This is a genomic window from Palleronia rufa (assembly GCF_000743715.1).
GTDB lineage: Bacteria > Pseudomonadota > Alphaproteobacteria > Rhodobacterales > Rhodobacteraceae > Palleronia > Palleronia rufa.
On the sequence record NZ_JQEY01000001.1, the window covers coordinates 333,630 to 355,062 of the forward strand.

Annotated in this window: 17 protein-coding genes and 1 pseudogene; 13 read left to right on the forward strand and 5 right to left on the reverse strand. The window is 70.7% G+C overall.

Annotation, left to right across the window (positions count from 1 at the left end):
* Nucleotides 1-269 precede the first annotated feature (269 nt).
* A pseudogene (gene coxB, locus KW83_RS01635) lies at nt 270-1,133 on the reverse strand (cytochrome c oxidase subunit II); the annotation flags it as partial.
* A gap of 213 nt (nt 1,134-1,346) precedes the next feature.
* Here coxB and tldD point away from each other — a divergent pair.
* The 7 genes from tldD (at nt 1,347) to KW83_RS01670 (ending at nt 9,120) form a co-directional block, all read left to right on the forward strand.
* Entirely contained in the window at nt 1,347-2,768 is a 1,422-nt protein-coding gene (gene tldD, locus KW83_RS01640) for a metalloprotease TldD (RefSeq protein ID WP_036173523.1), read from the forward strand.
* 257 nt (nt 2,769-3,025) lie between these two features.
* The gene (dprA, locus tag KW83_RS01645; RefSeq protein WP_051928115.1) at nt 3,026-4,192 is read left to right on the forward strand and encodes a DNA-processing protein DprA; all 1,167 of its coding nucleotides are present in this window, start codon (nt 3,026-3,028) and stop codon (nt 4,190-4,192) included.
* Between the two features lie 90 nt (nt 4,193-4,282).
* Nucleotides 4,283-6,964, forward strand: a complete 2,682-nt coding sequence (topA, locus tag KW83_RS01650) for a type I DNA topoisomerase (RefSeq protein ID WP_036173528.1) — start codon at nt 4,283-4,285, stop codon at nt 6,962-6,964.
* A 125-nt stretch (nt 6,965-7,089) separates the two neighbouring features.
* The gene (locus KW83_RS01655; protein WP_036173531.1) at nt 7,090-7,809 is read left to right on the forward strand and encodes a CoA transferase subunit A; all 720 of its coding nucleotides are present in this window, start codon (nt 7,090-7,092) and stop codon (nt 7,807-7,809) included.
* The gene (locus KW83_RS01660; RefSeq protein WP_036173534.1) at nt 7,809-8,000 is read left to right on the forward strand and encodes a hypothetical protein; all 192 of its coding nucleotides are present in this window, start codon (nt 7,809-7,811) and stop codon (nt 7,998-8,000) included. Before KW83_RS01655 ends, KW83_RS01660 begins: the two co-directional genes overlap by 1 nt.
* Before the next feature lie 49 nt (nt 8,001-8,049).
* Nucleotides 8,050-8,673 (forward strand): 3-oxoacid CoA-transferase subunit B, encoded by a 624-nt coding sequence (locus tag KW83_RS01665; RefSeq protein ID WP_036173535.1) that lies wholly within the window; start codon nt 8,050-8,052, stop codon nt 8,671-8,673.
* A gap of 252 nt (nt 8,674-8,925) precedes the next feature.
* Complete coding sequence (locus tag KW83_RS01670; protein WP_051928118.1) at nt 8,926-9,120, forward strand: hypothetical protein; 195 nt, start codon at nt 8,926-8,928, stop codon at nt 9,118-9,120.
* 13 nt (nt 9,121-9,133) lie between these two features.
* On the opposite strand, the gene KW83_RS01675 is transcribed toward KW83_RS01670, so the two are convergent.
* Together KW83_RS01675 and KW83_RS01680 are read right to left on the reverse strand one after the other, a co-directional pair.
* Nucleotides 9,134-10,120 carry an NAD(P)H-quinone oxidoreductase gene (locus KW83_RS01675; protein ID WP_036173536.1) on the reverse strand — a complete coding sequence of 329 codons (987 nt, stop codon included), beginning with the start codon at nt 10,118-10,120 and terminating at the stop codon, nt 9,134-9,136.
* An 80-nt stretch (nt 10,121-10,200) separates the two neighbouring features.
* Complete coding sequence (locus KW83_RS01680; protein WP_036173537.1) at nt 10,201-10,872, reverse strand: COQ9 family protein; 672 nt, start codon at nt 10,870-10,872, stop codon at nt 10,201-10,203.
* Nucleotides 10,873-10,983: 111 nt separating this feature from the next.
* On the opposite strand from KW83_RS01680, the gene rpsU reads away from it, so the two are divergent.
* The 3 genes from rpsU (at nt 10,984) to KW83_RS01695 (ending at nt 15,210) form a co-directional block, all read left to right on the forward strand.
* Entirely contained in the window at nt 10,984-11,190 is a 207-nt protein-coding gene (gene rpsU / locus KW83_RS01685; RefSeq protein WP_036173538.1) for a 30S ribosomal protein S21, read from the forward strand.
* A 160-nt stretch (nt 11,191-11,350) separates the two neighbouring features.
* Entirely contained in the window at nt 11,351-12,616 is a 1,266-nt protein-coding gene (gene lysA, locus KW83_RS01690) for a diaminopimelate decarboxylase (RefSeq protein ID WP_036173550.1), read from the forward strand.
* Nucleotides 12,617-12,666: 50 nt separating this feature from the next.
* Entirely contained in the window at nt 12,667-15,210 is a 2,544-nt protein-coding gene (locus KW83_RS01695; RefSeq protein ID WP_036173553.1) for a TIGR02302 family protein, read from the forward strand.
* A 192-nt stretch (nt 15,211-15,402) separates the two neighbouring features.
* On the opposite strand, the gene KW83_RS01700 is transcribed toward KW83_RS01695, so the two are convergent.
* A complete protein-coding gene (locus KW83_RS01700) occupies nt 15,403-16,425 on the reverse strand; it encodes a hypothetical protein (RefSeq protein ID WP_051928119.1) in 1,023 nt (340 codons plus the stop codon).
* Nucleotides 16,426-16,432: 7 nt separating this feature from the next.
* Nucleotides 16,433-16,903 (reverse strand): transcription elongation factor GreA, encoded by a 471-nt coding sequence (gene greA / locus KW83_RS01705; RefSeq protein WP_036173556.1) that lies wholly within the window; start codon nt 16,901-16,903, stop codon nt 16,433-16,435.
* Between the two features lie 210 nt (nt 16,904-17,113).
* Between greA and KW83_RS01710 the strand changes: the two genes are divergently transcribed.
* The 3 genes from KW83_RS01710 to KW83_RS01720 all read left to right on the forward strand — a co-directional run bounded on the left by KW83_RS01710 (nt 17,114) and on the right by KW83_RS01720 (nt 21,391).
* Entirely contained in the window at nt 17,114-18,778 is a 1,665-nt protein-coding gene (locus tag KW83_RS01710) for an electron transfer flavoprotein-ubiquinone oxidoreductase (protein ID WP_036173559.1), read from the forward strand.
* Nucleotides 18,779-18,870: 92 nt separating this feature from the next.
* Nucleotides 18,871-20,565, forward strand: a complete 1,695-nt coding sequence (locus KW83_RS01715; RefSeq protein WP_036173560.1) for a tetratricopeptide repeat protein — start codon at nt 18,871-18,873, stop codon at nt 20,563-20,565.
* Nucleotides 20,555-21,391: a 4-(cytidine 5'-diphospho)-2-C-methyl-D-erythritol kinase gene (locus KW83_RS01720; protein ID WP_036173561.1), complete on the forward strand. Its 837-nt coding sequence runs from the start codon at nt 20,555-20,557 to the stop codon at nt 21,389-21,391. Before KW83_RS01715 ends, KW83_RS01720 begins: the two co-directional genes overlap by 11 nt.
* The last annotated feature ends 42 nt before the right edge of the window (nt 21,392-21,433 follow it).

Genomic DNA, 21,433 nt, shown 5'->3' on the forward strand with positions numbered 1-21,433 from the left:
TTCGGGGCGGCTCAGTTGCCGCCGGCCTCGCCCTCGGTCTCACCCTCGTCCGGCACCAGCCGGGCGGCGGGTTGCTCCGCGCCGTCCCCGTCGGCGGGGGCCACTGCGCCAGCGTCCCCGCCTTCGGGCGCCTGCGTGTCGCCACCCGTCCCGGCGGCGTCGCCGGACGATCCGTCCCCGGCGTCCCCGGCGGCGGTCAGTCCGCCCTGGCCTTCGGTGCCGTCGCCCTGCTGCGCGGCGGCGGCGGCGGCGTCGGCCACCTGGCGCGGTGTGCCGCCGTATTCGGCGATGGCCCAGTCGAGCCAGGCCTCATACTCCTGCTGGCTCACCACCTTCACGGTGATCGGCATGAAGGCGTGGGAGATCCCGCAGAGCTCGGAGCACTGGCCGAAATAGACGCCCTCTTCCTTGGCCTCGAACCACAGTTCGGCCAGACGGCCCGGGATGCCGTCCTGCTTCACGCCGAAGGCCGGAACGGTCCAGGAGTGGATCACGTCGGCCCCCGTCACCTGCACCACCACCGTGCTGTTGACCGGCACGACCATGGCGGTGTCGGTGGCCAGCTTGAACTCATCCTCCGAATAGCCGGCCTCCTGAAGCTGCGCGCGCACCTCGTCGGTCAGGCGGTTGTCGCCCCCGGTGGCGGGCGAGCCGATCATGTAGCTGTCGAAGGCCACGTCGTTGTCGGGATACTCGTAGCCCCAGTACCACTGGTAGCCGACCGCCTTCACCGTCACGTCCGCCTCCGGGATCTCCTGCTGCTCGAACAGGACCGGCAGGGAGAAGGCGCCGATGAAGATCAGGATCACGATGGGCACGATGGTCCACGCGATCTCAACCGGTGTGTTGTGGGTGAAGGCCTTTGGCTCCGGGTTGGCGCGGCGGTTGTAGCGCACCAAAACGACGCCAAGCAGCCCGATGACGAAGATCGTGATGGCGGTGATGATGATGAGCACCATCCCGTCGAGCCATTGCAGATCCTCCGCGATCTTGGTGGCGGCGTTCTGGAAGTCGATCCCGCCGGGCTTCGGGGCGCCGAGGATCGGAAGGTCGCCGATCGGATTGCCCTCCTGCGCGGCGGCCGGGGCGGCGACGAGCGGGAACATGGCGGTGAGAAGGTGGCGTGCGCGCATCGGATGGTCCTGTTCGGCTCTGGCCGGACCCGGACATGCGCGGCGATCGACCCCGCGCGGACCCGGTCCGTAGGAAACTCATCGCTTAGAACCATATCGCGGCCATGACGGCAAGTCGCGGCGTTGCGGCTTAGTGCCACCTTGAACGCGCCTTATGGATTCCCGGCCGCCCGCCTCCTACCTGTAGCGCGTGCCGCAATCCCCGGAGATCCCATGCCAGACGCCCCCTTCCGCCCGCTCGAGACCCGCATCGACGAGGCAGCCGCGCTGAAAGCCCTGCGACGGGCCACGGACGGGGCCGAGGATGGCGAGGTCTTTTTCGAGCGGCGCCGGTCCGAAGGGATCGTGTTCGACGACGGCCGGGTGCGCAGCGCCTCTTACGACGCGACCGAGGGGTTCGGCCTGCGCGCCGTCCGCGGAGAAGTGTCGGGCTACGCCCATTCCACCGAACTGTCGGCCGCCGCGCTGATGCGCGCCGCCGACACCGCCCGCCTGGCGGTGGGCGACGGCGGCGGCACGCTGGCGGAGGCGCCGGCGGCCACCAACCGCCACCTCTACACCGACGCGGACCCGATGTCCGACGCGCCCTTCGCCGCCAAGCTCGACACCGTGCGCGAGATCGACGCCTTCGCCCGCGATCTGGACCCCCGCGTGGTGCAGGTCACCGCGTCGCTGGCCGCGTCGATCCAGGAGGTCGAGATCCTGCGCCCCGACGGGCGCATCTTCCGCGACATCCGCCCGATGACCCGGCTCAACGTCAGCGTCATCGTCGAAGAGAGCGGCCGCCGCGAGCAGGGATCGTCGGGCGGCGGCGGGCGCACCCGGCTCCTGCCGCTGATGGCGCGCGACCACTGGCAGGGCGTCACCCGCGAGGCGCTGCGCATCGCGCTGGTGAACCTGCGGGCCGAGGCCGCCCCGGCCGGTGTCATGGACGTGGCGCTGGGCCCGGGCTGGCCCGGCATCCTGCTGCACGAGGCCATCGGCCACGGGCTGGAGGGCGATTTCAACCGCAAGAGGTCCTCGGCCTTCGCCGGGCTGATGGGACAGCGCATCGCGGCCCCCGGCGTCACCGTGCTGGACGACGGCACCCTGCCCGACCGGCGCGGGTCGATCACCTTCGACGACGAGGGCACGCCGTCGGCGCGCAACACGCTGATCGAGGACGGGGTGCTGGTGGGCTACATGCAGGACCGCCAGAACGCGCGGCTGATGGGGGTGGAGGCCACCGGCAACGGCCGGCGCCAGAGCTACGCCCACCCGCCGATGCCGCGGATGACCAACACCTACATGCTGGCGGGACCCGAGGATCCGGCCAGCATCGTCGCGGGGGTCGAGAACGGCATCTACGCGGTGGGCTTCGGCGGCGGGCAGGTGGACATCACCAACGGCAAGTTCGTGTTCTCCTGTACGGAAGCGTACCGGGTGCGGAACGGGGTACTCGGCGCGCCGGTCAAGGGGGCCACGCTGATCGGCGACGGGGCGACCGCGCTGGGCCGGATCCGCGCCATCGGCACCGACATGGCGCTGGACCCGGGCATCGGCAACTGCGGCAAGGCGGGCCAGTGGGTGCCGGTGGGCGTGGGCCAGCCGACGCTGCTGATCGGCGGGCTGACGGTGGGCGGATCGGCGGCATAGGCCGCGGCGGGCCGCCCCGCGCGGGGCGGGCGGTCCGGACCGAGGCCCGCCCGCGGCCGGCCGCGGGGGGGGGGGGGGGGGGGGTGAGTCGCCGCGCGGGGCCGCGCCCATCGCGGGCGCGCGCCGCAGCACGATGCGGAATGGGGCGGTTTATCAAAGGGTAAGCTTAACCGCGCGAAAACCATGGCGCACGTTAACGCAAAATTCACAGTCCCGGTGGCAATGTGATCGTGCAAGAGACGGAGACGGGACGACACGTGAAGCCAGGATCTTCCGATTCCCCCCTCACCCCACACCCCACTTCGGACGATTGGCTGGACCGGCTTCGTCTCTTGCGCTCACGCCGCGTCGGACCGGCGACCTTCCACAGACTTCTGGCAGAATACGGCACCGCGGGCGCCGCCCTGGCGGCCCTGCCGGGCATCGCGCGCGACGCCGGAAGCCGCGACTACCGCGTCTGCTCGCGCGACGACGCCCGCGACGAATTCGCCCGCGCCCGCCGCGCCGGTGCGGCCCCGCTGGCCCACGGCACGCAGGACTACCCGCCCTGGCTGGCAGAGATGCCGGACCCGCCGCCGCTGTTGTGGGTGGTGGGCGATCCGGCCGTGCTGCGCCGCCCGGCCATCGCCATGGTCGGGGCGCGCAACGCGTCGTCGCTGGGGCTGCGCATGGCGCGCGGCATGGCCCGCGGGCTGGCGGGGGCCGGGCGGGTGATCGTGTCGGGCCTGGCGCGCGGGATCGACACCGCCTGCCACGACGCGGCCCTGGCCGGCGGCACCGTCGCCGTCATGGCCGGCGGGGTCGATGTCATCTACCCGACAGAGAACGAGGGGCTGGCCCGGCGGATCGCCGAAACCGGCTGCCTGGTCAGCGACCAGCCCATGGGGATGCGCCCGCAGGCGCGGCATTTTCCGCGCCGCAACCGGCTGATCGCGGGGCTGTGCCCGGCCCTCGTCGTGGTCGAGGCGGCGGCGAAGTCGGGCTCTCTCATCACCGCGCGGGAGGCGCTGGACCTGGGCCGCGACGTCCTGGCCGTACCCGGCCACCCGTTCGACCCGCGCGCCTCCGGCGGCAACATGCTGATCCGCGACGGCGCGATCCTGGTGCGCGGCGCCGCCGACGTGCTGGACGCCGTCCCCGCAGGGCCGGAGGGGGCGGACCGGGCAATCTGTCCCGCACCCTCCGTGGCCCCGTCCGCAGCCCCGTCCGCAACCCCCGGGGGGGCCTTGGGCCTGGCGGAGACGGCGCAGGTCCACCGCATGATCCTGGACCGGCTGTCGCCCGCGCCGACGCCCCAGGACGCGCTGTTTCACGACATGGGGCTGCCGGCATCGGCGATCTCTCCGGCGCTGACCCGGCTGGAGCTCGACGGGCTGGTGGCGCGGGATCCGGGCGGGTTCCTGCGGCTGTCCGGTGCGGGCTGAAACCCGGTTCCGCCGCCGGACCCGATTGACAACACCTGCCCCGCTCCCACATCTAGCCCCGCCTGCGACACGCAGCCCGAAGGGAGTCCCATGCCGGTCGTCGTCGTCGAATCGCCTGCCAAGGCCAAGACAATCAACAAGTATCTGGGACCCGGCTATACGGTCCTTGCCTCTTACGGGCACGTCCGGGACCTGCCGCCCAAGAACGGCTCTGTCGATCCGGAGAACGACTTCCACATGGAATGGGAGGTCGGCAGCGACTCCAAGAAGCACGTCAAGGCCATCGCCGACGCGCTGAAGGCCGACGGCGAGCTGATCCTCGCCACCGACCCCGACCGCGAGGGCGAGGCGATCTCATGGCACCTCCAGGAGACGCTGCGCAACCGCAGGATCCTCAAGGCCGATACGCCGGTCAGCCGGGTGGTGTTCAACGCGATCACCAAATCGGCCGTGACCGAGGCGATGAAGAACCCGCGCCAGGTCGACGCGCCGCTGGTCGAGGCGTATCTCGCCCGCCGCGCGCTGGACTATCTGGTGGGGTTCAACCTGTCGCCGGTGCTGTGGCGCAAGCTGCCGGGCGCGAAATCCGCCGGCCGCGTCCAGTCCGTCTGCCTGCGCCTGATCGTCGAACGCGAGATGGAGATCGAGGCGTTCCGCCCGCGCGAGTACTGGTCGATCCGCGCCCGCCTGCTGACCCCCCGCGGACAGGAGTTCGAGGCCCGGCTGACCACGCTGGCGGGCCGCAAGCTCGACCGGTTCGACCTGGCCGACGCCACCCAGGCCGAAATGGCGCTGAGCGCCGTGGCCACCCGCAAGCTCGGCGTCCAGAGCGTCGAGGCCAAGCCGGGCAGCCGCAACCCGTCGCCGCCGTTCATGACCTCGACCCTGCAGCAGGAGGCCAGCCGCAAGTTCGGCATGGGCGCGCGCCAGACCATGTCCGCCGCCCAGCGACTCTACGAGGCCGGGCACATCACCTACATGCGCACCGACGGCATCGACATGGCCCCCGAGGCCGTCGCGGGCGCGCGGGCCGCGATCAAGGACCGCTACGGCGCCGAATACGTTCCCGGAAGCGCGCGGATCTACAAGAACAAGGCCAAGAACGCGCAGGAGGCGCATGAGTGCATCCGCCCCACGGAGATGGCCGCCGATACCGAGAGCCTGGGCATCAGGGACGCCGACCAGCGCAAGCTCTACGACCTGATCTGGAAGCGCACGCTGGCCAGCCAGATGGAGGCCGCGCGGCTGGAACGCACCACGGTCGAGATCGCCGATGCGGGCGGCAACGTGGGCCTGCGCGCCACGGGACAGGTGATCCTGTTCGACGGGTTCCTCAAGGTCTACGAGGAAGGGCGCGACGAGCCGGCGGCGGATGAGGACGACAACCGCCTGCCGCAGATCGCGCGCGGCGACGCCACGGCGTTCTCCGACGGCGCGCTGAAGGACGACCACGCCCGCGCGGAGACCGCGCAGATCAGCGACAACGGCGCGGTCCTGGCGCTCCAGCACCACACCCAGCCGCCGCCCCGCTACACCGAGGCGACGCTGGTCAAGCGGATGGAGGAACTGGGCATCGGGCGGCCGTCCACCTATGCCTCGATCGTCACGACGATCCAGGACCGCGGCTACGTGCGCAAGGACAAGAACCGGCTGATCCCGGAGGACAAGGGTCGGCTGGTGACGGCGTTCCTGGAGAACTACTTCCGCCGCTACGTGGAATACGACTTCACCGCCGATCTGGAGGACAGCCTCGACCATGTGTCCGCCGGAGACGAGGACTGGAAGAAGCTGCTGGCGCGGTTCTGGCGCGATTTCTCCGCCGCGATCGCGGAGACGTCGGACCTGCGGATCACCGAGGTGCTGGAAAAGATCAACGAGGTGCTGGAGCCGCATCTGTTCCCGCCCACCCCCGACGGGACGGACCCGCGGCTGTGCCCGAACTGCGGCGCGGGGCGGCTCTCCATGCGCACGGCGCGGTCCGGGGGCGCCTTCATCGGCTGCTCCAACTACCCCGAATGCAAGTACACGCGGCCCTTCGGCCCGCCGGACCCGGAGGCAGAGGCCAGCGCGATCCCGCCGGAGGGCAAGCTGCTGGGCGAGGACCAGGGCGACAAGATCTGGATCCACAAGGGCCGGTTCGGACCCTATGTCCAGCGCGGCGAGGTGACCGAGGACGACAAGAAGCCGCCCCGCCAGTCCGTCCCCAAGGAATGGCCGCCCGAGGATCTGACGCTGGAGCAGGCGGTGCGGCTGCTGGCGCTCCCGCGCGAGGTCGGCCCCCACCCGGAGGACGGCGTGCCCGTCTGGGCCAATATCGGGCGGTACGGGCCGTACCTGAAACACGCCGAAAGCACGTCCCACAAGGGCGGCACCAACGCCAATCTGGAAGGGCTGGAGGACGTCTGGACCGTGGGCATGAACCGCGCGGTGCAGCTTCTGGCCGAAAAGGCCGCGTCCCGCGGGGGGCGCGGCGCCGCGGCCAAGCCGCTGCGCGAACTGGGGGAGCACCCCGCGGCCGGGGGGCCGGTGAACGTGATGAAGGGCAAGTACGGGCCTTACGTGAAATGGGAGAAGATCAACGCCACGATTCCGGACACGATCGAGCCCGAGAGCCTGAGCATGGACCAGGCGGTGCAGCTTCTGGACGAGCGTGCGGAAAAGGCCGGCAAGAAGAAGCCCGCCGCCAAGAAGCCCGCCAAGAAAAAGACCGCGCCGAAAAAGAAAGCCGCGCCGAAAAAGACGCCGGCCGCCACGGGCAAGAAGACCGCCTGACGGGGCGGCCGGCGCCGGCCCGTTACGGCGGCGGCTCCGGCCGCAGCGCCGATACCGCTCGCACGCGTTGACTGTCACGCCGACCGCGCCGATACATGCCTCATCTGACGAAAAGAGGCCGGTCCATGCAGAAGATCCACGACACAGCGGAGGCCGCGCTCGACGGGCTCTTGCGCGACGACATGCTCATCGCCGCGGGCGGGTTCGGGCTGTGCGGCATCCCCGAGCTTTTGCTCGACGCGATCCGCAAGAGCGGCGTCAGGGACCTGACCTTCGCCTCCAACAACGCCGGCGTGGACGATTTCGGCATCGGCATCCTGCTGGCCAGCAAGCAGGTCAAGAAGATGATGTCGTCCTATGTGGGCGAGAACGCGGAGTTCATGCGGCAGTTTCTGGACGGCGAGCTGGAGGTCGAGTTCAACCCGCAGGGCACCCTGGCCGAACGGATGCGTGCGGGGGGCGCCGGCATCCCCGGCTTCTATACCAAGACCGGCGTCGGCACGCAGATCGCGGAAGGCAAGGAACACAAGGAGTTCGAGGGGCCCGACGGCAGCACCGAGACCTACATCCTGGAACGCGGCATCTTCGCGGATCTGGCCATCGTCAAGGCGTGGAAGGCCGACGACACCGGCAACCTGGTGTTCCGCAAGACCGCGCGCAACTTCAACGTGCCCGCGGCCATGTGCGGCAAGGTCTGCGTCGCCGAGGTCGAGGAGATCGTGCCCCGCGGCAGCCTCGATCCGGACACCATCCACCTGCCCGGCGTCTACGTGCACCGGCTGGTGCAGGGCGACCACGAGAAGCGCATCGAGCAGCGCACGACCCGCAAGAAGGAGGCGGCGTGATGAGTGCGTCGAACGATCCGGACAAAGCGCTCTTGAGATCCGGTTCGGACCTCGCCACGCAGTGCCTGGCGCGTGCGCAGGATATCGTCGAAAAACAGATGCCGAAAGCTTCAATGGACGCGAAAGCCGCGGCCGCATCCACTCTCGGCGCTTCGATCATGCAATTTGTCATCCACAACCGGGGATCGTGATGCTCAGACGCCCGTCGAACGACAGCTTCAGAAAAGCGGAGACCGCCTGATGCCCTGGACCCGCGAACAGATGGCCGAGCGCGCCGCCGCCGAGCTGGCGGACGGCTGGTATGTCAACCTCGGGATCGGGATTCCGACGCTGGTGGCCAACTATATCGGCGACAAGGACATCACGCTGCAGTCCGAGAACGGGATGCTGGGGATGGGCCCGTTCCCCTATGAGGGAGAGGAGGATCCCGACCTCATCAACGCCGGCAAGCAGACCATCACCGAACTGTCCCGCACCGCCTATTTCGACAGCGCCACCAGCTTCGGGATGATCCGCGGCGGCAAGATCGCCTGCGCGATCCTGGGCGCCATGGAGGTGGCCGAGAACGGCGATCTGGCGAACTGGATGATCCCCGGCAAGCTGGTCAAGGGCATGGGCGGCGCGATGGACCTGGTCGCCGGGGTCAAGCGCGTGGTGGTGGTCATGGACCACCAGAACAAGGCCGGTGAGTCGAAGCTGCTGAAGGAATGCACGCTGCCGCTGACGGGCGCGGGCGTGGTGGACCGGATCATCACCAACCTGGGCGTGCTGGACGTGGTCGAGGGGGGGCTCCGAATCGTCGAGACCGCCCCCGAGGTGTCCGAGGACGCGCTGCGCGCGGCGACAGAGGCGACCATCGTCTGAGGCGCCCGCCTGCGCCCTTCGGGATCGCCGCGGCGGGGCGGCCGCGACCCGTCGCGCACACCGCGCCAACAGGCCGATCTTGCGGGGTTTTTCGGCCCGAAATGGTCTGGCCGCCCGGCGTTCCGCAAGGTCCGGATTGACGATTCCCCGAAAGCGTCGCATCGCTGCCGCGATCTTGCCGGATTCCGGGGCGACAGGAACGCCGCGGGTCGTCCGAACGGTGTCTGACCCAGTCATTCAGGGAAAAGCGGAATGCGTGCCGTCAACGAACCCAAGACGTGTGAGGACGACCGGCCCGGGGCGGTCACGGTCGATTGGGTGGTGATGACCGTTGCCGTTCTGGGCATCGGCATCGCCGTGCTGGCCTCCATCTCCACGGGGAGCCACGGGCGGTCGGCAAACGGGTCAGACTATCTGGTGGATACGGGCCGGACCGGCGCATTCTAGCGTCCGACGTGGGTCAGCCGCCGGCGACCTCCAGCACGATCTTTCCGATATGTTCGGAGGTCTCCATGCGTGCATGGGCCGCTGCCGCGTCGTCAAGGGGATAGGTTCGGTCCATGACCGGGCCGAGACGGCCCGCGGCGATCATCGGCCAGACCTCCGCCTCCAGCGCCCGGGCGATCCGGGCCTTGGCCGCGACGCTCTGGGGCCGCAGGGTCGATCCGGTCAGGGTCAGCCGCTTGACCATCACCTGCGCGAAGTTCAGTTCGGCCGTCGGGCCGCCCAGAAAGGCGATCATGACCAGCCGCCCGTCCGGCCTCAGCAGCTTGACGTTCCGCGCGATGTAGTCGCCGCCGACCATGTCGAGCACCAGATCCGCGCCCCCCGCCTCCGACAGCACGGCTCCGAAATCCTCCTGCCGGTAGTTGATCGCGCGTTCGGCGCCCAGCCGTTCGCAGACCGCGCATTTCTCGGCGCTTCCGGCGGTGGCGAAGACCCGCGCGCCGCGCGCCGCCGCAAGCTGGATCGCCGTCGTCCCGATCCCCGACGAGCCGCCGTGGATCAGGACGGTCTCACCGGCGTCCAGGCGCCCCCTCTCGAAGACGTTGGTCCAGACGGTGAAATAGGTCTCCGGCAGGGCCGCGGCCTCTTTCATGGACAGCCCCTCGGGGACCGGCAGACAGTGCGCCGCGGGGGTGGCGGCGTATTCCGCGTAGCCGCCGCCGGGCAGCAGCGCGCAGACCCGGTCGCCCACGTCCAGATCCGCGCCCTGCCCCACGGCGACGACCTCACCCGAACATTCCAGCCCCGGCAGATCGGACGCATCGGGCGGCGGCGCATAGGCGCCGGCGCGCTGCAGCGCATCGGGCCGGTTCACGCCCGCATAGGCGATGCGGATCACCACCTCTCCGGCCGCGGGCCGGGGCACGTCGCGTTCCGCGCGGCGCAGAACCTCCGGGCCGCCGGGCTCTGAAATCTCGATCACGCGCATTCGGTCGGCCATCGTCACTTTCCCCTGAACCGGACATCCCGCGTAAGGTAGAGGACAAGCCGCCCGGGATGCACCACGAAATGCGCGCTTGGCTAACGGCCGCGCCGCAGGCCGGGAAACCCCGCCAGCCCCTTCGGCGGCCGCATCCGCGACAGCACGAAATTCGGCCCCGCCAGCACCGCCCGGCCCGCCGGATTTGCCGCGAGCGCGGATTTCGCGCGTTCGATCCGCATCACGTCGTCGATCCGCCGGTCGATGAACGCCCGCGTGTCCTCATGGTCGCGGCTGTCGTCGCCCAGCCAGAACAGCACCGCGGCACCATGGACGCCGGCCAGGGTCGCGCGCTTGGAATACCAGTTGCCGTCCGAAGACGTGTCGCCCAGCGCGGTCCAGATCGTGTCGGCCGTCTCCCAGAGCGCCCGCGCCCCGACCGCCGTGTGCATGGGCAGGGCGAACAGCGTCGTGCCGCGGCGGACCGCGTTCTTGTCCGCGTCCTCCAGCCGCATCCAGATCGCCCGCGCCACCCGGTCGCGGTAGCGCATCCCCGACAGATCCGTATCGGCCAGGCGGGCGGCAAGCCGCGCGTCCTCGCGCCGGTGCCAGGCCATCGCCAGGTCCACCCCGCCGCGCGGAAACAGCGCCCGCGCCTCGGCCAGCGGCATCTCTGTCTTGGCCGCGGCCCGTTTCAGCGTCGCGTCGCTCCAGCCGTCGAAGGCCACGTTGGCAAGGGCGGCGTCCAGCAGCCGGTTCATGGCATCGGTCATCGAGAGTCTCCAAACCCTGTCGCTTCGCTGGACAAGCTAGCCATTCCCCTGTAAAAGGCCACCTCCTGCAAGAATTCCGCAACTTCAGCCTAGAAAGGTGGTGAAAACCACATGCAGGTCAGCGTTCGCGACAACAATGTCGATCAGGCGCTTCGTGCCCTGAAAAAGAAACTCCAGCGTGAGGGCGTCTTTCGCGAAATGAAGCTCAAGCAGCATTTCGAGAAACCGTCCGAAAAGAAAGCGCGGGAACGGGCCGAGGCCATCCGCCGGCAGCGCAAGCTCGCCCGGAAGAAGGCCCAGCGCGAGGGTCTCCTCTAGGACCCTTCGACAAGCGAAAGCCAACGGCCCCCGGACCCGCGTTCGGGGGTTTTTCGTTGCCTCCCCCGCCGCGCGGACATACGCCCGTTGCGGACATGGCCGCGCCGGAGGCGCGCAGGGGATCGAATGCGGCGCAGCCGCTCCGCTTGGCAGGACGACGATGGATCACTTTCTCTACCGCGACGGGCGGCTGATGGCCGAGGACGTGGAGCTTGCCGCCATCGCGCGGCAGGTCGGCACACCGGTCTATGTCTATTCCGCCGCCACGTTGACGCGCCATTTCCGCCTCTTCGACGAGGCGCTGGACGGGCTCGACCATCTGGTGTGCTTTGCCATGAAGTCGCTGTCGAACCTGGCCGTGCTGAAGCTGCTGGGCGATCTGGGCGCCGGCATGGACGTGGTGTCGGGCGGCGAATACGCCCGCGCCCGCGCCGCCGGCATCGCGCCCGGACGCATCGTGTTCTCCGGCGTCGGCAAGACCCGCGCGGAGATGGCCGCGGCGCTGACCGGCGGGATCCGGCAATTCAACGTCGAGAGCGTGCCCGAGCTGATGGCGCTGAGCGAGGTCGCCGCCGGGCTGGAGCGGACCGCGCCGATCGCGCTGCGCGTCAATCCGGACGTGGATGCCGGCACCCACGAGAAGATCGCCACCGGGCGCCGGCACGACAAGTTCGGCGTCCCGATCGCGCGGGCCCGCGACATCTATGCGCAGGCCGCGCGCCTTCCCGGGATCGCGGTCGTGGGCATCGACGTCCATATCGGCTCGCAGCTTACCTCTCTCGCGCCGTTCGAGGCGGCGTATCTGAAGGTGGCGGACCTGACCCGGGCGCTGCGCGCCGACGGGCATGACATCCGCCGCCTGGATCTGGGCGGCGGTCTGGGCATCCCCTATGCGCGGGACAATGCCGCCCCCCCCGTGCCGCTGGACTACGGCGCCCTGATCCGCCGCACCGTGGGCGATCTGGGCTGCGAGATCGAGATCGAGCCGGGCCGGCTGATCGCCGGGAACGCCGGCGTCCTGGTCTCTGAGGTGCTGTATCTCAAGGAGGAATCCGGCCTGCGCTGGGTGATCCTGGACGCCGCGATGAACGATCTGGTGCGCCCGGCCATGTACGGCGCGCATCACGACATCGTGCCGCTGACGCAATCCGCTCCGGGCGCGGAGGGCATCGTCGCCGACGTGGTCGGCCCGGTCTGCGAAAGCGGCGACACCTTCGCCCGCGGCCGCCCGCTGCCGCCGCTGGCACAGGGCGACCTGGTCGCGCTGCGCTCCGCCGGCGCCTATGCCGCGGTGATGGCGAGCGAGTACAACTCGCGCCCGCTGGTCCCAGAGGTCCTGGTCCAGGGCGATCAATTCGCCGTCATCCGCGCCCGTCCCACGATTGACGAGATGCTGGCACGCGATACCATCCCGGCGTGGCTCTAACGCGGCATCCTCCGCATCGGGCCGTCAGACCGGACCGACCGCGGAGGTCCATGCCCCCGACGACGCCCCTCCCCGACGCGGCCCGCAGGGGATTGCAGCGGCCGCTTTTCCTGACCCGCGCCGGTCTGGTAGCGGAGCGTGCGACTCGTGCCTTCTGGCCGGTCTGGACCGTCGCCCTTGCGGCGCTTGCCGCGCTGATGCTGGGCCTGCAGGACGTTCTGCCGCTGGAGGCCGCATGGGGTCTGGCGGTGGCGGTGGCCGCGGGGCTGGTCGCCGGCCTCTGGCGGGGCGTCCGGGCCTTCCGCTGGCCGTCGGAGGCCGAAGCGCTGGACCGGCTCGACCGTACCCTGCCCGGCCGGCCCATCGCTGCCCTGACCGATGCGCAGGTGGTCGGTGCCGGCGATCCCGCCTCCCGCGCGATCTGGGAGGCCCATGTCACCCGCATGGCCGCCCGCATCCGCGACGCCCGCGCGGTCGAGCCCGACCTGCGCCTGGCCGCGCGCGACCCCTACGCCCTGCGCTACGTCGCGGTTCTGGCCTTCGCCATGGCGCTGCTGTTCGGCTCTTTCCTGCGCGTCGGCAGCGTGACCGCCATCGCCCCGGGCGGCGGTCAGGCCGTCGCGGGCGGCCCGTCCTGGGAAGGGTGGGTCGAGCCGCCGGCCCATACCGGGCGGCCGTCGCTCTACCTGGCCGACCTCCCGGACGCGCCGGTCGAGGTGCCCGAAGGCAGCACCGTGACGCTCCGGCTCTATGGCGACGTGGGCGACCTGACGGTGGCGGAGACGGTTTCGGGGCGGACCGACGGCACCGGCGCCGCGTCCGACCCGGTGCAGAGCTTTACCGTCGCCCGGTCGGGCGAGATGTCGGTCGACGGGCCCGGCGGGCGCGACTGGGAACTGACGATCCTGCCCGACACGGCCCCCGCCGTGTCGGCGGAGGGCGAGCCTGAGCGCGCCATGGGCGGCGAGTTCCGCCAGCCCTTCTCGGCCCGCGACGACTACGGGGTGGTCGCCGGACAGGCCACCATCGCGCTGGACCTCGGGGCCGTGGACCGGCGCCACGGGCTGGCGGCCGAGCCGGACGCGCGGGAGGCGATCACCGTGGACCTGCCGCTGCCGATCTCCGGCGACCGGGCGGAGTTCACCGGCACCCTGGTCGAGGATTTCTCGCAGCATCCGTGGGCCAACCTGCCGGTCACCATCACCTATGAGGTCTCCGACCAGCCGGGCCAGACCGGCACATCGGCCCCCTACCCCACCAAGCTGGCAGGACAGCGGTTCTTCGATCCGCTGGCCAGGGCGATCGTGGAGCAGCGCCGCGACCTGCTCTGGTCGCGCGCGAATGCGGACCGGGTCGCGGAGCTTCTTCGCGCCGTGTCATGGCGCCCCGAGCAGGTGTTCAGTTCCGAAACGCTCTACCTGCGCCTGCGCGTGGCGATCCGCCGGCTGGAGGCCGGGCAGGGCGTCGCGCCGCTGACCGCCGAGCGTCAGGACGAGATCGCCGCCGAGCTCTGGGCCATCGCCGAGGAAATCGAGTTCGGGGACCTTGACGATGCCCGCGAGCGTCTGGCCCGCGCGCAGCAGCGGCTGTCGGAGGCGATGCAGGACGGCGCCGACCCGGCCGAGATCGCCGAGCTGATGCAGGAGCTGCGCGAGGCGATGGACGACTACATCCGCCAGCTGGCCGAGCAGAGCCGCGAGCAGCAGGACCGCCAGCAGGCCCAGGGCGAGAGTCAGGAGATCACCGGCGACCAGCTGCAGGAGATGATGGACGAGATCCAGCGCCTCATGGAAGAGGGCCGCATGGCCGAGGCGCAGGCGCTCATGGAGCAGCTGAACCGGATGCTGGAGAACATGCAGGTCGCCGAGGGCCAGGGCCAGCAGGGCCAGTCCCCCGGCCAGCAGGCCATGGACGGGCTGCAGGAGACGCTGCGCGACCAGCAGGGCCTGTCCGACGAGGCGTTCCGCGACCTGCAGGAGGGCCAGCAGGGCCAACCCGGGCAGCAGGGACAACCGGGTCAGCAAGGCGACCGGCCCGGTCAGGGTCAGCCGGGCCAGGGTCAGCCCGGCCAGGGTCAGCCGGGCCAGGGGCAGCCCGGCGGCGAGCAGAGCCTGGCCGACCGCCAGCAGGCGCTCCGGGACGAGTTGAACCGCCAGCGCGGCACCCTGCCCGGCGCCGGCACCGAAGAGGGCGACGCGGCCCGCGAGGCGCTGGACCGGGCCGAGGGCGCCATGGAAGGCGCCGAGGACGCGCTGCGCGACGGCGACACCCCCCGCGCGCTCGACCGCCAGGCCGACGCCATGGAGGCCCTGCGCGAAGGGATGCGCAACCTCGGCGAGGCGCTGGCCCAGGAGCAGCGGGAGGGCCAGGGACAATCCCAGGCCCAGGGCGACCCCAACGGCCGCTCGCGCGATCCGCTGGGACGCGAGGCGGGCGAGACCGGCCAGATGGGGTCTGACCAGCAGATGCTGGGCAACGAGGACGTCCGCCGGCGGGCCGACGAACTGCTGGACGAGATCCGCCGCCGCTCCGGCGACCAGGCGCGGCCCGAGCAGGAGCTGGACTACCTCAGGCGGCTGCTCGACCGCTTCTGACACGGGGCTTGCCGGGCTTGCCGGTCACGATACCCAGAGCCCGCCGGCGCGCCGTAGTGCGCGAAGGCCCGACCGGCGCCGCGCCGGTGGGTCATCGGGCAACGCGGCGCCGGCACGGACTGGCAGCGGGCCCGGCACCGAGCCGGGCCGGACATGGGGTCGGGCCGGACATCGGGTCGGGAACCGGGGGGCTCAGTCGAACGTGCCCATCGCCCGGCCCAGCAGCATGAACGCGCGGGCGCTGCGGGTGTCGGCCAAGAGCAGCAGCTCCGCGTCGCTCAGACGCGGTTCCTCTCTGGCAAGGAGGCGGTCGAAGAACCGGATGAAGTGCTGGCAGGTGTCGCGGAACACCGCGTCCGACCGCAGCCGGAGCGCCACGAGGGACACGACGCCATCGTCCTCGACCCCGCCCACGGCGCGGGTGTCGGCATCGCGCGCGCCACGGGCGAAGCGCCGCCACGCGTCGGGCGCGGCGGGACGGGGCGCGAAATCGTCCATGTAGAGCCCGTCCTGGCTCAGCAGGGTCAGGGCGTCCTGCGCGGCGGTCACGATCTGGCGGCCGTGGTGGTCGCGCATCGCCGCGCGCAGGGCGCGGAAGCCCTGCTTGTCGTCGGGATCTTCGGGAAATTGCAGCGCCGCGATCAGATCGGCCGCCGCCAGGGCGGACCGGCCCTCATGGTCGTCGAGATCGAGCTCCGGCCCGGACGGAGCGGACGGAGCAGGCGCGGTGGCCGCGGGCGCGGGCGCGGGCGCCGACGCGGCGGGCGGGGCCGCGGCGGGACGGGGCGGCGCGGGACGGGGCGGCGCGGGACGCTGTGCCGGCGCGGGCGGGGCGCGGGTCTCCGCCGGGGCGGACGACCGCGCCACCGCGGCCAGGATCGCCTTCTGCCCCGCCGCCAGACGCTCGATCCGCAGGGCCAGGTCGTCCGTCCCGGCGTTCGCGGCCGCCGGGGCCGCGTCCTGCAGCCTTGCCACCGCCCGGGTCAGCGCGGCCAGCCTGCGCGACAGGACCGCGGCCATCCAGATCACCGCGATGGGGCCGAACACCATCACCGGCACGACCATGATCCGTACCGGGTCCAGGTCCGCCTCTCCGCCGGTCATGCCGAACAGCCCGACCGCCGCGATCAGCAGCCAGGCCACGGTCGCGCCCCAGGCCACGCCGAACCGCCCAAGGGCGGAAAGCTCCGGTCGATATGCGCCGCGCAGATCCATCGGGCCCTCAGACGTAGGCGACGGAGAGAATCTCGTACGATTTCTCCCCGCCGGGGGTGCGCACCTCGACCGAGTCGCCCTCATCCTTGCCGATCAGCGCACGCGCCAGGGGCGAGCGCAGGTTCAGCTTTCCCTTCTCCAGGTTGGCCTCCGGCTCGCCGACGATCTGATAGGTCTTCTCCTCGTCGGTGGTCTCGTCCAGCAGCCGCACGGTGGCGCCGAACTTGATCGGGCCGGACAGCCTGGCGGGGTCGATCACCTCTGCGCGGGCCAGGATGCCCTCGATCTCCTTCACGCGGCCCTCGATGAAGGACTGCTTTTCCTTGGCGGAATGGTATTCGGCATTCTCGCTCAGGTCGCCATGGGCGCGTGCCTCGGCGATCGCCTGGATGATCTCAGGGCGGTCCCTGGACTTCAGCCGCTTGAGCTCTTCGTTCAGGGCCGTCTGGCCGGCCCGGGTCAGGGGTATCTTGTCCATGGTCTCCTGCCTGCCGCCCGGACGGGGGGCGACCTTGTCATCGTTACGCACATGTCACGCCAACAGATCGCCGCCCGCAACCGAAAGTGCAAGGCGCCGGGCCGGCGGCGCGCGGACCGCCCTGACACGGCGTCGCAATTGACCGCGACGCGCACCAGTCGATATTGCACTGTGACCATAGCCACAAGCCGTCCAACCGAGGAACCGACCATGCCCGACCCAGAGCCCGAGACCCAACGCGAAGCGATGGAGTACGATGTCGTCATCGTCGGCGCGGGACCGGCCGGCCTGTCGGCGGCGATCCGCCTCAAGCAGCTTGACCCCGAACGGCAGGTGGTCGTGCTGGAAAAGGGCTCTGAGGTGGGGGCGCACATCCTGTCGGGCGCGGTGCTGGACCCGGCCGGGCTGACCGCGCTGATCCCCGACTGGAAGGACAAGGGCGCGCCGGTCACCGTTCCGGTCACGCAGGACAAGTTCTTCTATCTGGGCGAATCCGGCAAGATGGGCCTGCCGACCGCGCTGATGCCGCCGCTGATGAACAACCACGGCAACTACATCGTCTCCATGGCCAATGTCTGCCGCTGGATGGCCGAAAAGGCCGAGGCGCTGGGCGTCGAGATCTTCCCCGGCATGTCGTGCTCCGAACTGGTCTATGCACCGGACGGCCATGTGAAGGGCGTCGTCGCGGGCGAATTCGGGCGCAACCCCGACGGCACCCCCGGCGACGGCTATGAGCCGGGCATGGAGCTGCACGGCAAATACGTGTTCCTGTCCGAAGGCGTGCGCGGATCGCTGTCCAAGCAGGCGATCGCGAAATACGGTCTGGACGCGGATGCCGACGTGCAGAAATACGGCCTGGGAATGAAGGAGATCTGGGAGATCGACCCCCAGAACCACTCAGAGGGGCGCGTGGTGCACACGATGGGCTGGCCGCTGGGCGACACGGCCGGCGGCGGGTCGTTCATCTACCACATGAACGACAACCAGGTGTCCATCGGCTTCGTGGTCCACCTGGGCTACGCCAACCCGCATGTGAACCCCTACCTGGCGTTCCAGCAGTTCAAGCATCACCCCTATGTCAGGGACCTGCTGAAGGGCGGCAAGCGGGTGGCCTACGGCGCCCGCGCCATCACCGAGGGCGGCTGGCAGTCGCTGCCCCGGACCGTGTTTCCGGGCGGCGCGCTGCTGGGCTGTGCCGCCGGCATGGTCAACGTCCCCCGCATCAAGGGCAACCACAACGCCATGCTGTCGGGCAAGGCCGCGGCCGAGGCCGCCCATGCCGCCATCGAGGCCGGGCGCGCGTCCGACCTGCTGGAGGAGTACGACCGCGACGTGCGCGAGGGGCCGATCGGCAAGGATCTCAAGCCGGTGCGCAACGTCAAGCCGATCTGGTCGAAATGGGGCCTCAAGGCGTCGCTGGCGCTGGGCGGTCTGGACATGTGGACCAACACCATGGGCTTTTCGCTCTTCGGCACCATGAAGCATGGCAAGACCGATGCCGCCGCCACCGAAGAGGCCGGCAAGCACAAGGCGATCACCTACCCCAAGCCCGACGGCAAGCTCAGCTTCGACCGGCTGACCAACGTATCGTTCTCCAACACCAACCACGCCGAGAACCAGCCGCCGCACCTGCGGCTCAAGGACAAGGACGTGCCGGTAAAGGTGAACCTGCCGAAATACGCCGGCCTGTCGCAGCGCTACTGCCCGGCGGGCGTCTATGAATTCGTCAAGGACGAGGACAGCGGCGAGGACCGGTTCGTGATCAATTTCCAGAACTGCGTCCACTGCAAGACCTGCGACATCAAGGATCCGTCGCAGAACATCGTCTGGACCACGCCGCAGGGCGGCGACGGGCCGAACTACCCCAATATGTGAGCAATCCGACGCATTCTGCCGCCGGGTGTCGCATTGCCCTCGGACGCGGGCGGGACTAGGCTCTCCCGGTCCCGTCACGGAAAGGACGAACCATGTTTCGCGCCCTGCTTCTTGCCGCCGGTCTCAGCCTTGGCCTCACCGCGGCGGCCGCGCAGAACGCGGGCCCCTATCTGGCCGGCCGCGCCGCCCAGATCGACGACGATTTCGCCGCCTCCGCGCGCTATCTTGCCGAAGCCTACAGGCGCGACCCGTCCAACCTGCCGGTGATGGAGGCGCTGATCGGCGCCTATGTCTCGCTCGGGCGGTTCGACCGGGCGGAGGCGGTCGCCTCCGACCTTGTCGCGGCCCACGGCACCAGCCAGGTGGCGGCGCTGGCGCTTGTGGTCCAGGAGGCCGCATCGGGCAACTGGGCCGACCTCATGGACGATCTGGACAACGGCATCAGCGTCGGGCCGCTGTTCGACGGGCTGGCCCGCGGCTGGGCGCTGGTGGCGGAGGACCGCGTCGAAGAGGCGCTGACCGCCTTCGACAGCCTGTCCGACGACGGGACGGGAAACGTGGCGGCCTACGGCATCTACTACCGCGCCCTGGCCGAGGCGTCGCTGGGCCGGTTCGAGGACGCCGCCGCGACGTTCGAGGGGGCCGGTGACCTCAGCCTGACCCGCCGCGGCCTGCGCGCCCGGGTGCAGATCCTGTCGCAGCTGGGCCGAAACGAGGAGGCGCTGGCGCTTCTGGACGCGCAGACGGGCGATGCGCTCGACGCCACCATCGACACCACCCGCGCGGAGCTGGAGGCCGGCGAGACGCTGGCGTTCACCATCGCGCCGACCCCCCGCGCCGGGCTGGCGGAGGTCTCCGTGGACATCGCCAACGCGGTGGTCGGCTCCACCGCCCCCAGCTATGCGCTGCTCTATTCGCGCGCGGCCGAACGGCTGCGCCCGGATCTGGTGGAGGCGACGCTGCTGTCGGCGGTGTTGCTTGAGGACATGGGCCAGATCGACCTGGCGATCGACGCCTATGCCTCGATCCCCGCCGATGCGCCGGCGTATCCGACCGCCGAACTGGCCCGCGCGGAGGCCCTGCGCGCCGCCGGCCGGACAGAGGAGGCGCTGACCGCCATGCGCGCCCTGGCCGAGGCCTACCCGGACCTGCCCCTGGCCCATGTCACCCTGGGCGACGCGTTCCGCGACGCCGACCGCTTCGCGGAAGCGCGCGACGCCTACGACGCCGCCATCGCCCTGTTCGACGAAGAGCGGAGCGGCCAGTGGATCGTCTATTTCGCCCGCGCCATCACCTCCGAACGGCTGGGCGACTGGGACCGGGCAGAGGCCGATTTCAGCCGCGCGCTGGAGCTCAACCCGGACCAGCCGCAGGTGCTGAACTACCTCGGCTATTCCCTGCTGCAGCGAGGCGAACGGCTGCAGGAAGCGCTCGACCTCATCGAGCAGGCTGCGGCCCAGGCGCCCAATTCCGGCTACATCATCGACAGCCTGGGATGGGGGCTCTACCGGCTCGGCCGCTACCGCGAGGCGGTGGAACCCATGGAGCGCGCCGTGGAGCTGATGCCCGTGGATCCGGTGCTGAACGACCATCTGGGCGATGTGCTCTGGGCCGTGGGCCGCAAGCTGGAGGCCCGGTTCCAGTGGCAGCGCGCCCTGTCCTTCGTGGACAACGACCAGAGCGGAGAGGTCGAGCCGGACCGCATCCGCCGCAAGCTGGAGGTCGGGCTGGACAGGGTGCTGGAAGAGGAAGGCGCGCCACCTCTCAAGGTCGCCGATGGCGGCTGAGCCGCGGCGCGTCGTCCAGGACGCGCCGGCAAAGATCAACCTTGCGCTCCACGTCACCGGGCGCCGGGCGGACGGCTATCACCTGATCGATTCGCTGGTGGTCTTCGCGGCCCTTGGCGACCGGATCGCGGCAGAGCCGGCGCGGGACTGGTCGCTGGCGGTCACCGGACCCTTCGCGCACGGGCTGGAGGGGCCAAAGAACCTCTGCCTCCGGGCCGCGCGGCTGACGGGGGGGGCGCCCGCGGCGCTGACGCTGGACAAGCGCCTGCCCGTCGCCTCCGGGATCGGCGGCGGGTCCGCGGATGCCGCCGCCACGCTCCGCGCGCTCCACGCGCTGGACGGCCGCGCCCTTCCGGACCCGCTGCCCCTGGGGGCGGATGTCCCTGTCTGCCTCCACGGCCGCCCGGCCCGGATGCAGGGGATCGGAGAGCGCCTGTCACCCCTTCCGCCCCTTCCCCCGCTGCATCTCTGCCTGGCGAACCCCGGCGTCCCGGTCTCTACGCCCGACACGTTCCGCGCCCTGACGTCGCCCGACAACGCCCCGCTGCCGCCGCTGGCGGATATGCCCGATGCGGCGGCGGTGGGCCGCTGGCTCGCCACCGCCCGCAACGACCTGGAACCGCCCGCACGTGCGCTGCACCCGGCCATCGGCACCGTCCTGGCGGCCCTCGCGGACACGGACGGCTGCCTTGTCGCGCGCATGTCCGGCTCTGGCGCGACCTGTTTCGGCCTCTACGCCACGGCGGCACAGGCCGATACCGCCGCGGCGGCCCTGTCCGGCGGGCATCCCGGCTGGTGGGTCGCATCGGCCCCCGTGCTTGGCTGACCGGGGGGCGCGCGCGCCGCCCTGCCCCAAACCGGCACCGCG

Excerpts from the sequence above, each read along its gene's own strand:
- tldD (WP_036173523.1), top strand. The coding sequence starts at position 1,347 with ATGCCAGACGCCCCCTTCCGCCCGCTCGAGACCCGCATCGACGAGGCA.
- topA (WP_036173528.1), top strand. The coding sequence starts at position 4,283 with ATGCCGGTCGTCGTCGTCGAATCGCCTGCCAAGGCCAAGACAATCAAC.
- KW83_RS01655 (WP_036173531.1), top strand. The coding sequence starts at position 7,090 with ATGCAGAAGATCCACGACACAGCGGAGGCCGCGCTCGACGGGCTCTTG.
- KW83_RS01660 (WP_036173534.1), top strand. The coding sequence starts at position 7,809 with ATGAGTGCGTCGAACGATCCGGACAAAGCGCTCTTGAGATCCGGTTCG.
- KW83_RS01665 (WP_036173535.1), top strand. The coding sequence starts at position 8,050 with ATGCCCTGGACCCGCGAACAGATGGCCGAGCGCGCCGCCGCCGAGCTG.
- KW83_RS01670 (WP_051928118.1), top strand. The coding sequence starts at position 8,926 with ATGCGTGCCGTCAACGAACCCAAGACGTGTGAGGACGACCGGCCCGGG.
- KW83_RS01675 (WP_036173536.1), bottom strand. The coding sequence starts at position 10,120 with ATGGCCGACCGAATGCGCGTGATCGAGATTTCAGAGCCCGGCGGCCCG.
- KW83_RS01680 (WP_036173537.1), bottom strand. The coding sequence starts at position 10,872 with ATGACCGATGCCATGAACCGGCTGCTGGACGCCGCCCTTGCCAACGTG.
- rpsU (WP_036173538.1), top strand. The coding sequence starts at position 10,984 with ATGCAGGTCAGCGTTCGCGACAACAATGTCGATCAGGCGCTTCGTGCC.
- lysA (WP_036173550.1), top strand. The coding sequence starts at position 11,351 with ATGGATCACTTTCTCTACCGCGACGGGCGGCTGATGGCCGAGGACGTG.
- KW83_RS01695 (WP_036173553.1), top strand. The coding sequence starts at position 12,667 with ATGCCCCCGACGACGCCCCTCCCCGACGCGGCCCGCAGGGGATTGCAG.
- KW83_RS01700 (WP_051928119.1), bottom strand. The coding sequence starts at position 16,425 with ATGGATCTGCGCGGCGCATATCGACCGGAGCTTTCCGCCCTTGGGCGG.
- greA (WP_036173556.1), bottom strand. The coding sequence starts at position 16,903 with ATGGACAAGATACCCCTGACCCGGGCCGGCCAGACGGCCCTGAACGAA.
- KW83_RS01710 (WP_036173559.1), top strand. The coding sequence starts at position 17,114 with ATGCCCGACCCAGAGCCCGAGACCCAACGCGAAGCGATGGAGTACGAT.
- KW83_RS01715 (WP_036173560.1), top strand. The coding sequence starts at position 18,871 with ATGTTTCGCGCCCTGCTTCTTGCCGCCGGTCTCAGCCTTGGCCTCACC.
- KW83_RS01720 (WP_036173561.1), top strand. The coding sequence starts at position 20,555 with ATGGCGGCTGAGCCGCGGCGCGTCGTCCAGGACGCGCCGGCAAAGATC.